Source organism: Streptomyces sp. NPDC058877, from assembly GCF_042742855.1.
In the GTDB taxonomy this organism is placed as follows: Bacteria; Actinomycetota; Actinomycetes; order Streptomycetales; family Streptomycetaceae; genus Streptomyces.
This window is the reverse complement of record NZ_JBHYMF010000219.1, coordinates 1-10,654: the sequence shown is the minus strand read 5'-3', so window position 1 is coordinate 10,654 and position 10,654 is coordinate 1. Positions and strand designations below refer to the sequence as shown.

Below are 10,654 nucleotides of genomic sequence, written 5' to 3'. Positions count from 1 at the left end.
GTGCGAGGGGCCCGGCGCCGCGCTTCGTGCGCGGCACCGGGCCCCTCGCGTGCTTCTCGCGCCGGTCAGGCCCGCTGTCTGTTGCCCTTGAGCGCGGCCCAGAGCATGTCTCCGACACCGACGACGGCGACGGCGCCGATCAGCTGGAGCAGGTGCCGGGTCCAGTCGATGCCCCGGGTGTCGTTGACTCCGATCCAGGTCGCGACCGCGTTGCCGAGCACGCTGCCGAGCATGCCGAACACGATCGTCAGCCACAGCGGGATCTGCTGCTTCCCGGGCAGGATCGCCTTCGCGATCAGACCGAGGACAAGCCCCACGATGATCGCCCACAACCAACTCATCGCCGCCTCCTTGTGCGCATGTGCGCCCAGTCTCGACCCGTCGACCGTACGGCGCACGTCGGACGGCGCCGTACATGCCCCGGCCTCGTCGGCACCACGGGGCGGGCGTACGGTGGAACGAGGTCCGGACCGGGGAGCGTCCGGCACGACCGGTGGGTGGTGAACGGCGATGCCGAAGCGCGGCGGGGCCGAGGTCTTCCGGATCACGGGGGCCCGGCAGGGCCTCGCCGAGGACGTGCGGAAGCGGCAGCGGCGCTATGTGATCTCGATGGGCGTCCGGACGCTCTCCGTGATCGCGGCGACCGTCCTGTGGAACGTGGAGCGCCACGTGGCCATCGTGGCCCTGGTGCTGGGCGCCGTGCTCCCCTACATCGCCGTGGTGATCGCCAATGCGGGCCGGGAGACGGCCCCGTCCCTTCCCTCCACTTTCGTCGCGCCCCCGGTACGCCCCGCGCTGGGCGCCGGCGAGACGGCGGAGGGGGCCGACGCCCGTCGTCCATGAAGCCGGGCTCCTGACCGTCCGGCCGGAATCGATCACTGACGGTGGCCGGAAAGCTCAAGAAAAGCTCAGATCAATCATGAGGTTCCGGTGCACCGCACCCCATGTGCCGTGACATACTGCCTACGCGCTCCGCATCCCCCGTCGGAGCGACGGACCGATGCCGGGCAGCTCCCCCCGTGGCTGCTCGGCATCGCCCTTGCTGGACAATGATCCGATGATCAACGGTCCCGTGAGCGAAGAGAATCCGATCTGTTCCGCGAAGGGGTGCCGCGCCGACGCCGTCTGGGTCCTGGCGTGGAACAACCCCAAGGTGCACGCCCCGGAGCGGCGCAAGACCTGGCTGGCGTGCGAGGAGCACCGCGAGCACCTCTCCCAGTTCCTGGGCGTACGGGGCTTCCTCAAGGACGTGGTCCTGCTGGACGACTGGGAGTCCGAGGACCGGCCTTCCTAGGAATCGGGCGCCTCCCCCTTCCCGGCTTCAGCCGCCGATCGCCGACATCGGGCGCTCCGGCTGGAGGAAGTCCGGGGTGTCGAGGCCCGAGCCCGCCTTCTTGCCCCACATGGCCTTCTTCCAGATCTCCGCGACCGTGGCGTCCGGAGCGTCCGAGCGGAGCGCGGCCCTCAGGTCCGTCTCCTCGGTGGCGAAGAGGCAGGTGCGCACCTGCCCGTCGGCGGTGAGCCGGGTGCGGTCGCAGGCGCGGCAGAACGGGCGGGTGACGGAGGCGATGACGCCGACCGTGTGCGGTCCGCCGTCGACGACCCAACGCTCGGCGGGGGCTGATCCGCGCTCCTCGGAGGCCTCGGGCGTCAGGGTGAAGCGGGTGCGCAGGGACTCCAGGATGTCCCCGGCGGTGATCATGCCCTCGCGCTTCCAGCCGTGCTGGGCGTCCAGGGGCATCTGCTCGATGAAGCGGAGCTCGTACTCCTCCCGGATCGCCCAGGACAGCAGTTCGGGGGCCTCGTCGGCGTTGAGCCCGGGCATCAGGACGGCATTGACCTTCACCGGGGTGAGACCGGCTTCCCGGGCGGCTGCCATGCCGTCCAGCACGTCCTGGTGGCGGTCCCGCCGGGTGAGGGTCTTGAAGACCTCGGGCCGGAGGGTGTCGAGGGAGACGTTGACCCGGTCGAGGCCGGCGGCCTTGAGGGCCGCGGCGGTGCGGCGGAGCCCGATGCCGTTGGTGGTGAGGGACATCCGCGGGCGGGACTCCAGGGCGGAGCAGCGCTCGACGATTCCGACGAGACCGGGGCGGAGCAGCGGTTCGCCGCCGGTGAAGCGGACCTCGGTGACGCCGAGGTCGGTGGTGGCGATGCGGATCAGCCGGACGATCTCGTCGTCGGTGAGGAGGTCCGGCTTGGCGAGCCACTGGAGCCCCTCTTCCGGCATGCAGTACGTGCACCGCAGGTTGCACCGGTCGGTGAGCGAGACGCGCAGGTCAGTGGCCACACGGCCGTAGGTGTCGATGAGCACTGTGGGCCCCCTCCCTGAATTCCGGATGCCTGTGGTCCGAGCCTACGCGAGCACGCCGACAACGAGCAGGGCAGATTGTCACGAGGACCGACGCGGCCGCGTCGTAGAACCATACGACGCGGCCGGCGGAGCTCAGGCGGTTCAGTGCGCTCCGGCTCCGGTGAGGGACTTGACCTCCAGCTCCGCGTACTTGCCCTTGTCCGGCTCCTCCTTGGAGAGGATCGAGCCGAGCCAACCGAGCAGGAAGCCGAGCGGGATGGAGACGAGGCCGGGGTTCTCCAGCGGGAACCAGTGGAAGTCCACCGTCTTGAGCATCGCCGTGGGCTTGCCGGAGACCACGGGCGAGAAGAGCACCAGGACGACGGCGGAGACCAGGCCGCCGTAGATCGACCAGAGCGCGCCCTGGGTGGTGAACCTCTTCCAGAAGAGGGAGTAGAGGATCGTCGGCAGGTTGGCCGAGGCCGCGACGGCGAAGGCGAGGGCGACCAGGCCGGCGACGTTGAGGTCGCGGGCGAGGGTGCCCAGTGCGATGGAGACGACGCCGATGAGGACGGTCGCCCAGCGGGCGGCCCTGACCTCTTCCTCCTCGGTGGCCTTTCCGCGCCTGATCACGTTGGCGTAGATGTCGTGGGCGAAGGACGAGGAGGAGGCGAGGGTCAGTCCGGCGACGACGGCGAGGATGGTCGCGAAGGCGACGGCGGAGATGACGGCGAGCAGGATCGCGCCGCCGGTGGAGTCGGCGCCGCCGCCGATCTCCAGGGCCGCGAGCGGGGCGGCGGTGTTGCCCGCCTTGTTGGAGGCGGTGATGTCGCCGTTCTTGAGGAGGGCGGCGGCGCCGAAACCGAGGACGATCGTCATCAGGTAGAAGGCGCCGATGATGCCGATGGCCCAGTTGACCGACTTGCGGGCGGCCTTGGCCGTCGGCACCGTGTAGAAGCGGATGAGGATGTGGGGCAGGCCGGCCGTGCCGAGGACGAGCGCGATGCCGAGCGAGAGGAAGTCCAGCTTGGAGGTGGCGGTCGCGCCGTACTTGAGGCCGGGCTCCAGGAACGCCCCGCCCTTGCCGCTGTTGGTCGCCGCGGCGCCGAGCAGTTCCGAGACGTTGAAGTGGAACTTGAGCAGGATGAGGAAGGTGATCAGGAGCGTGCCCGCGATGAGCAGGACGGCCTTGACCATCTGCACCCAGGTGGTGCCCTTCATGCCGCCGATGGTCACGTAGACGATCATCAAGAGCCCGACCAGGGCGACGATCGCGACCTTGCCGCCGTCACTGGTGATGCCGAGCAGGAGCGAGACCAGGACGCCCGCACCCGCCATCTGGGCGAGCAGGTAGAAGATCGAGACGACGATCGTCGAGGTGCCGGCGGCGGTGCGGACGGGACGCTGGCGCATCCGGTAGGCGAGGACGTCGCCCATGGTGAACCGGCCGGAGTTGCGCAGCGGTTCGGCGACCAGGAGCAGGGCGACGAGCCAGGCGACGAGGAAGCCGATCGAGTAGAGGAAGCCGTCGTACCCGAAGAGGGCGATGGCTCCGGCGATGCCGAGGAAGGACGCGGCGGACATGTAGTCGCCGGAGATCGCCAGACCGTTCTGGAAGCCGGTGAACTGGCGTCCGCCGGCGTAGAAGTCGGCGGCGCTGCGGGTCTGGCGGCCGGCCCAGACGGTGATGCCCAGGGTCGCGAGGACGAAGGCGCCGAAGAGGGCGATGATCAGGGGACGGTGCTCGGTGGTGGCGTTGCCCGCCGCGAGCAGGACGGGGGTGTTCATGCGTCGCCCTCCATGCGGTTCCTGATGGCGTCGGCCCGGGGGTCGAGCCGGTTCGCCGCGTGCCGGGAGTAGAGCCAGGCGATGAGGAAGGTGGTGAGGAACTGGCCGAGGCCGAGGACGAGCGCCACGTTGACGTTGCCGAAGACCCGGGTCCCCATGAAACCGCCCGCGTAGTTGGAGAGCAGCACGTAGAGCAGGTACCAGGCGATGAAGGCGATCGTCAAGGGGAAGGCGAACGAGCGGTAGGTGCGGCGCAGTTCGCCGAATTCCGCGCTTTCCTGCACGGTGACGAACTCCTCCGTCGTGGGCCGGACGGAACCGGCGTCGACGTCCGTGCCGCTTCTGGGCGGCGGCGGTGCTTCGGTGGCCACGGATTCTCCTCGTGACGCGGGGGCGGGCGACATGGTCAAGGGGTCCTCACCAGGGGTGCGGGAATCGGGGCTCCGGGCGGAGCCCCTCCCCTGCCCAACGGCACGGAAACGGAAGCGAAGCGGTTCATACGGGGGATTTCTTCGAACAGATCTTCATGAAGTCTTCTCAACTCATTGAAGCTTCGGGAAGATCAGCGATAGCTTCACTCGTCATGCACCTGTCCGCGCGCAAACCCGCGCACGGACAGTACATACGGATGATGTGGAGAACCCATGGCTCATCTGGGATCGAGGCGCGGCCGAGCTCTTGCTCTGCCTGCTGGTCTCGTGCTCACGGCCTCGCTCGGCTTCCTTCCCTCCGGCGCCGCCTCCGCCGCGGAACTGAGTGACGCCCCGGCGGTCGCCACCACGGCGACCAACGGCCCCAAGCTCTCGTACGTCGTCAACGTTGCGGGGGGCCGCTGGACCGCCGCTTCGGTGAAGAAGGCGATTGCCGCCGCCGGCGGCGAAGTGGTCATCTCGTATGACCAGATAGGCGTGATAGTCGTCCACTCGCAGAACCCCGAGTTCGCGAAGACGATCCGGCAGGCGCGCGGCGTGGTGTCGGCCGGTGCGACCCGCCACGCCCCGCTCTCCGTCCAGTCCGACGACTCCGTCGACGAGGGCGCGCAGACGCTGTCCGCGGCCGAGGCCAAGGCCGCCGCCGAGGCCGCCTCCGACGACCAGGACCCGTTCGAGCCGCTCCAGTGGGACCTGCCGGCCATCAAGGCCGACAAGGCCCACCAGAAGACGCTCGGCAGCGCGCGCGTCACCGTCGGCGTCATCGACACCGGCGTGGACGACACCCACCCGGACCTGGCGCCGAACTTCAACGCCGCCGCCTCGGCCAACTGCGTGTCCGGCAAGCCGGACACCACCGCCGGCTCGTGGCGCCCGATGGAGGGCGAGAGCGACCACGGCACGCACGTCGCCGGCACCATCGCCGCCGCCAAGAACGGCATCGGCATCACCGGCGTCGCGCCCGGCGTGAAGGTCGCGGGCATCAAGGTCTCGACCCCGGACGGCTACTTCTACACCGAGGCCGTGGTCTGCGGCTTCGTGTGGGCGGCCGAGCACGGCGTCGACATCACGAACAACAGCTACTACACCGACCCCTGGATGTTCGCCTGCAAGACCGACGAGGACCAGAAGGCCCTCATCGAGGCGGTCACCCGGGCGACCCGCTACGCGGAGAAGAAGGGCACGGTCAACGTCGCCGCGGCCGGCAACTCCAGGTTCGACCTGGCGGCCGACACGATCACCGACACCAGCAGCCCGAACGACTCCACCCCGGGCAGCCGTGACATCAACCCGCGGGAGTGCTTCGACTACCCGGCGATGCTGCCGGGCGTGGTGACGGTCTCCGCGACCGGCGCCAAGGACCTGAAGGCGTCGTACTCCAACTACGGCCTCGGCGTGATCGACATCGCCGCGCCCGGTGGCGACCGCACCGAGTACCAGACGCCGGACGCCCCGGCGGTCAACGGCCGCATCCTGTCGACCACGGTCAACGGCGGCTACAACTACAAGGCCGGTACGTCGATGGCCTCGCCGCACGCTGCCGGCGTCCTGGCGCTGCTCAAGTCGACGCACCCCCACGCGAGCCCGGCGGCACTGAAGGCACTGCTGTACGCGCAGGCCGACGACCACGCCTGCACCAACCCGTACGACATCAACGGCGACGGCACCGTCGACGCCGTCTGTGAGGGCGGCAAGCACAAGAACGGCTTCTACGGCGCCGGCATGGTCGACGCCCTGGACGCCGTGAAGTAAGCGGTACGGCCACGGGGAGGGCCCCGGTGTGGTGCGCCACACCGGGGCCCTTCGCATGCCGTCCGGTGCGATAGTGCCCCCCATGGACGAAGTCATGGACAACGGGGTGCGCACCGGTACGGAGTCGCTGTGGTCGGCCCTCGACGGCGACCCCGCCCACGTCGACCGGGTGGAGTACGGCGGGGTCTCCGGGCTGTTGCCCGCACGGCTGCCCGTGATGGACCTGGCCAGGGCGACCGTTGCGGTCTGTGCGCTCGCCGCGGTGGAGCGCGCGGGGCTTCCGGGACCGGTGCGGATCGACGACGGCGCCGTCGCCACGGCCTTCGTGAGCGAGCGTCACCTGCGGATCGACGGACGGGCCCCGGTCAACTTCGCACCGCTCTCCCGCTTCTGGCGGGCCGCCGACGGATGGGTCCGCACCCATGCCAACTACCCCCACCACAAAGCGGCGTTGCTCACCGCGCTGGACGTCGCCGACTCCGTCGAGGCCGTCGAGGCGGCGATCGGCGGGCGGAGGGCCGTCGAGGTCGAGACGGCGGTGTACGCGGCCGGGGGGCTGGCCGTCGCCCTGCGCACGCCGGAGGAGTGGGCAGCGGGCGAGCAGGGGCGGAAGGTCGCGGCACGGCCCTTGTTGACGCGGGAACGGCTCGACGGGGCCGCGCCACGGCGGCGCACCGGCCCGCTGCGGGTCCTGGACCTCACCAGGGTGATCGCCGGTCCCGTCGCGACCCGGTCACTGGCGCTGCTCGGTGCGGACGTCTTGCGGATCGACCCGCCGGGCAGGCCCGAACTGCCCGACCAGCACGCCGATACGGACGTCGGGAAGCGGACCGCGGCCCTGGACCTGGACCGGCCGTCGGACCGGCGGACCTTCGACGAACTCCTCGACGCGGCCGACGTCCTGGTGACGGGCTACCGGCCGGGCGCGCTCGACCGCTTCGACCTGGAGCGGCCGGGGCTGGTGACCGCCCGGCTCTCCGCCTGGGGCGACTACGGCCCGTGGGGCAACCGGCGCGGCTTCGACTCGCTGGTGCAGGTCGCGACGGGCATCGCGGTGACGGAGGGCTCAGCCGAGGAACCCGGGACGCTGCCCGCCCAGGCCCTGGACCACGGAACGGGCTATCTGCTCGCGGCGGCGGTCCTGCGGTCGCTGACCGAGCAGGAACGGGACGGCGGGAGCCGGCTCGTCCGGGTGGCGCTGGCACAGACGGGGCACTGGCTGACGCACGCGCTGCCGCGGTACGAGCCCGAGCGGTACCTCACGGAGTCGGAAGGACCGCTCGGACGCCTCCGGCACGCCCTGTCACCGGTGTCCTACGAGGGCGGCCCCTCCTCCTGGACGCGTCCCCCGGGCCTCGCGGGGGCCGATGCACCGGAGTGGCCGGGGGCCTGACGGCCGTACCGGTCGGCCCCGGTCCGGGGCACCGCACGGTGTCCCGCCCGCCCGGGCCCGCGGCGCGGGCGGGTGGACGTCCGCGTGACGGACGGCGCCGGGCTACGGCTTGACCAGGACCTTCAGGGCCGTGCGGTCGTCCATGGCCCGGTAGCCGTCGGGGACGCCCTCGATGTCGACCGTCAGGTCGAAGACCGGGGACGGGTCGATCGCGCCGGACAGGACGTCCGGGAGGAGTTCCGGGATGTACGCCCGCACCGGGGCGACGCCGCCGCGCAGTGCGATGTTCCGGTCGAACATGACGGACAGGTCGAGGCCGGTGCCGCTACCGTGCGGAACGCCGACGTAACCGATCGAGCCCCCGTCGCGGGTGATCGCGACCGCGGTGCGCATCGACTGCTCGGTGCCGACCGCCTCGATGACGCCGTGGGCGCCCTGGCCGCCGGTGAGTTCGCGGACGGCGGCCTCGGCGGCCTCGCCGCGCTCGGCGACGACGTCGGTGGCGCCGAAGGCGCGGGCGATGTCCGTGCGGGCGATGTGCCGACCGAGCGCGATGATCCGCTCGGCCCCGAGCCGCTTGGCGGCGAGGACGCCACAGAGACCGACGGCCCCGTCGCCGACGACGGCGACCGTGGAGCCGGGCTTCACCCCGGCGCCGAGGGCGGCGTGGTGGCCGGTGCCCAGGACGTCGGAGAGGGCGAGCAGTGCGGTCAGGAGCCGGTCGTCGGAGGCCGCCTCGGCGGGGAGCTTGACGAGGGTTCCGTCGGCGAAGGGGACGCGCACCGCCTCGCCCTGGCCGCCGTCGGAGCCGACCGAGCCCCAGAAGCCGCCGCGCGGGCAGGAGGTCTGGAGCCCCTCGGCGCAGTACTCGCAGGTGCCGTCGGACCAGACGAAGGGGGCGACGACGAGGTCGCCGGCGGCGAAGCCGGTGACCTCGGAGCCGACCGCCTCGACGATGCCGAGGAACTCGTGGCCGATGCGCTGGCCGGGCTGTCGGGCGGACTCGCCGCGGTAGGCCCAGAGGTCGCTGCCGCAGATGCAGGCGCGCAGGACGCGCAGGACGACGTCCGTGGAGTCCCGGATCACCGGGTCGGGCACGTTCTCCACGCGCATGTCGAACGGGGCGTGGATGGTGGTGGCACGCATGGGGGGAGGCGGTCCTTGCTGTCAGGCGGTCATACGACGTTCACCGTACATCGCGCAGCCCTCCGACCGTCAGCAGGTACTGCGCCGCCGCGTAGGTCAGCATGACCCAGAAGTCGGGGGCCGGGAGCTGGGGCCAGTCGGCGACGCCGGTGGCGATGAGGGTGTCGGACAACAGGAACAGGGTGCCGCCCAGGCCGGCCAGGAGTCCGAGCGCGCCGGCACGGTAGGCCATTGCGGTGAGCAGGAGCGAGTAGCCGGCGACGGGGATCCGGAGCTCGGCGGGGAGGTCGGGCCAGAGGAGGGCGACGGTGGCGACGAGGACGACTCCGTACAGGGCGCCGAGCGCCGGGGACGTGCGCCCCCGGCCGAAGAGGACGAGGTAGCAGACGTGTCCGGCGGCGAAAGAGCCCATGCCGACGAGGAAGGCCCAGTCCGCGTCGGAGAGCAGGAAGACGTCGCCGCCCCAGCCGAACAGGAGCGCGGCGACCAGCGGCCCGGGGGCGCTGCGGGTCAGGGCGTACCCGGCGAGGAGGGGCATCAGGAGCGGCTTGGCGATCTGGTGGCCGAGCTCGGCCCCGGCGAGCAGGGAGACCAGGTCGACGACGGCCGCGAGCCCGAAGGCGGCGAGCAGGGCGCGGGAGGCGGCGGTCGGGAGGGCGCGGGCGGTGGCGGGGGCGGTGGTCACGCGGCGGCCTCCGGGGCGGTGGGGAGGACGGCTTCCGGGGCTGCGGGGGCGACCTCCGGGGCCTGGGGGGCGGAGGGCTGCCAGCCGGGCCCGCGGAAGACCCGTCCGACCCGTTCGCGCCAGCCGTGCGCGGCCCGGAGGTCGCGGGCGATGGAGGCGTACTCGTGGGTGGCGACGCGCAGCGGGTTGTACGTCTCGATGTTCTTGGTGAGCCCGTAGACGGGTCGCTCCGTCTCCGCCACCCAGGAGCCGAACATCCGGTCCCAGAGGATGAGGATGCCGCCGAAGTTCCGGTCCAAGTAGCCGCCCTGGGAGGCGTGGTGGACGCGGTGGTGCGAAGGGGTGTTGAGGACGTACTCGAAGGGGCGGGGCAGCTTGTCGACCCGCTCGGTGTGGATCCAGAACTGGTAGACGAGGTTCACCGAGTAGCAGAAGGCGAGTGCCGCCGGGTGCACGCCGAGGGCGATCATCGGCAGGTAGAAGGGCCAGGAGGTCACGCTGGTCCACGGCTGGCGCAGGGCGGTGGTGAGGTTGAACTTCCGGCTGCTGTGGTGGACGACGTGACAGGCCCAGAGGATGCGGATGACGTGGTGTCCGCGGTGCTGCCAGTAGTAGAAGAAGTCCTGCGCGAGCAGCATGAGCGGGATCGTCCACCACAGGACGGGGACGCGGAGCGGGGTCAGTTCGTAGACGGCGGTGTAGATCGCGACCACGGGGATCTTCCACAGCGCGTCGAAGGCGAGGCTCCCCAGCCCCATGCCGACGCTGGTGGCGGCGTCCTTGGCCTCGTACCCGGCGGCGTCCTCGTCGGGATGGATGCGGTGGCTGACCATCTCCACGACGGTGAGCAGGACGAACGCCGGTATGGACCAGAGCACGACATCGGGCAGGTTCGGCATGCCGTCGACGGTAGAGGCGCGGACCGGAGGAGGGCTAGACGTTGTTACCAACAAGTATGCGAGACGGCTTGTCAGCAAGCTTTGGCACCTTCCGACAAGCAGCGGGGTTCTCCGGGCCGCGTTTCGCGGATCTCGCCGCCCTCCGGACGGACGGAGCCGCTTTCGGAGCGTTCCGCTAGTAGTACTTCGTTAGGTTGATTTGATTTCGATGGTTGCGGCGACGCATGCTGCGGTCTGTGGATCTTGGTGAGGTGGAGAGGCTACGCGGAG

The 10,654-nt window shown here is 70.9% G+C and carries 11 protein-coding genes; 4 read left to right on the top strand and 7 right to left on the bottom strand.

Annotation, left to right across the window (positions count from 1 at the left end):
- Window positions 1–65 precede the first annotated feature (65 nt).
- Complete coding sequence (locus tag ACFW2Y_RS31385) at window positions 66–341, bottom strand: GlsB/YeaQ/YmgE family stress response membrane protein (protein WP_384885857.1); 276 nt, start codon at window positions 339–341, stop codon at window positions 66–68.
- 169 nt (window positions 342–510) lie between these two features.
- On the opposite strand from ACFW2Y_RS31385, the gene ACFW2Y_RS31380 reads away from it, so the two are divergent.
- Both ACFW2Y_RS31380 and ACFW2Y_RS31375 read left to right on the top strand, forming a co-directional pair.
- Entirely contained in the window at window positions 511–843 is a 333-nt protein-coding gene (locus tag ACFW2Y_RS31380) for a DUF3099 domain-containing protein (protein WP_384885856.1), read from the top strand.
- 229 nt (window positions 844–1,072) lie between these two features.
- Window positions 1,073–1,294 carry a hypothetical protein gene (locus tag ACFW2Y_RS31375; RefSeq protein ID WP_384885855.1) on the top strand — a complete coding sequence of 74 codons (222 nt, stop codon included), beginning with the start codon at window positions 1,073–1,075 and terminating at the stop codon, window positions 1,292–1,294.
- A 27-nt stretch (window positions 1,295–1,321) separates the two neighbouring features.
- Here ACFW2Y_RS31375 and moaA read toward each other — a convergent pair whose 3' ends face one another.
- From moaA to ACFW2Y_RS31360, 3 genes are all read right to left on the bottom strand, one after another.
- Window positions 1,322–2,311 (bottom strand): GTP 3',8-cyclase MoaA, encoded by a 990-nt coding sequence (gene moaA, locus ACFW2Y_RS31370; protein ID WP_384885853.1) that lies wholly within the window; start codon window positions 2,309–2,311, stop codon window positions 1,322–1,324.
- A gap of 141 nt (window positions 2,312–2,452) precedes the next feature.
- On the bottom strand, window positions 2,453–4,078 hold the full coding sequence (locus tag ACFW2Y_RS31365) for a cation acetate symporter (protein WP_384885852.1): 1,626 nt from the start codon (window positions 4,076–4,078) through the stop codon (window positions 2,453–2,455).
- Window positions 4,075–4,449 carry a DUF485 domain-containing protein gene (locus ACFW2Y_RS31360; RefSeq protein ID WP_384885850.1) on the bottom strand — a complete coding sequence of 125 codons (375 nt, stop codon included), beginning with the start codon at window positions 4,447–4,449 and terminating at the stop codon, window positions 4,075–4,077. The genes ACFW2Y_RS31365 and ACFW2Y_RS31360 overlap by 4 nt, the downstream gene beginning before the upstream one ends.
- A gap of 273 nt (window positions 4,450–4,722) precedes the next feature.
- Between ACFW2Y_RS31360 and ACFW2Y_RS31355 the strand changes: the two genes are divergently transcribed.
- Together ACFW2Y_RS31355 and ACFW2Y_RS31350 are read left to right on the top strand one after the other, a co-directional pair.
- Window positions 4,723–6,261, top strand: a complete 1,539-nt coding sequence (locus tag ACFW2Y_RS31355; RefSeq protein WP_384885848.1) for a S8 family serine peptidase — start codon at window positions 4,723–4,725, stop codon at window positions 6,259–6,261.
- A gap of 82 nt (window positions 6,262–6,343) precedes the next feature.
- Window positions 6,344–7,654: a CoA transferase gene (locus ACFW2Y_RS31350; protein ID WP_384885846.1), complete on the top strand. Its 1,311-nt coding sequence runs from the start codon at window positions 6,344–6,346 to the stop codon at window positions 7,652–7,654.
- A 102-nt stretch (window positions 7,655–7,756) separates the two neighbouring features.
- Here the strand turns inward: ACFW2Y_RS31350 and ACFW2Y_RS31345 are convergent, their stop codons facing one another.
- From ACFW2Y_RS31345 to ACFW2Y_RS31335, 3 genes are read right to left on the bottom strand one after another with little or no spacing between them, the layout of a single operon-like run.
- Entirely contained in the window at window positions 7,757–8,800 is a 1,044-nt protein-coding gene (locus ACFW2Y_RS31345; protein WP_384885844.1) for a zinc-dependent alcohol dehydrogenase family protein, read from the bottom strand.
- Between the two features lie 40 nt (window positions 8,801–8,840).
- Window positions 8,841–9,485, bottom strand: a complete 645-nt coding sequence (locus ACFW2Y_RS31340; protein ID WP_384885843.1) for a lysoplasmalogenase — start codon at window positions 9,483–9,485, stop codon at window positions 8,841–8,843.
- Window positions 9,482–10,384: a sterol desaturase family protein gene (locus ACFW2Y_RS31335; RefSeq protein WP_384885842.1), complete on the bottom strand. Its 903-nt coding sequence runs from the start codon at window positions 10,382–10,384 to the stop codon at window positions 9,482–9,484. The genes ACFW2Y_RS31340 and ACFW2Y_RS31335 overlap by 4 nt, the downstream gene beginning before the upstream one ends.
- Window positions 10,385–10,654: the final 270 nt, after the last annotated feature.

Coding starts and splice junctions, on each gene's coding strand:
- ACFW2Y_RS31350 (WP_384885846.1), top strand. CDS start 6,344: ATGGACGAAGTCATGGACAACGGGGTGCGCACCGGTACGGAGTCGCTG.
- ACFW2Y_RS31385 (WP_384885857.1), bottom strand. CDS start 341: ATGAGTTGGTTGTGGGCGATCATCGTGGGGCTTGTCCTCGGTCTGATC.
- ACFW2Y_RS31365 (WP_384885852.1), bottom strand. CDS start 4,078: ATGAACACCCCCGTCCTGCTCGCGGCGGGCAACGCCACCACCGAGCAC.
- ACFW2Y_RS31345 (WP_384885844.1), bottom strand. CDS start 8,800: ATGCGTGCCACCACCATCCACGCCCCGTTCGACATGCGCGTGGAGAAC.
- ACFW2Y_RS31355 (WP_384885848.1), top strand. CDS start 4,723: ATGGCTCATCTGGGATCGAGGCGCGGCCGAGCTCTTGCTCTGCCTGCT.
- ACFW2Y_RS31335 (WP_384885842.1), bottom strand. CDS start 10,384: ATGCCGAACCTGCCCGATGTCGTGCTCTGGTCCATACCGGCGTTCGTC.
- ACFW2Y_RS31380 (WP_384885856.1), top strand. CDS start 511: ATGCCGAAGCGCGGCGGGGCCGAGGTCTTCCGGATCACGGGGGCCCGG.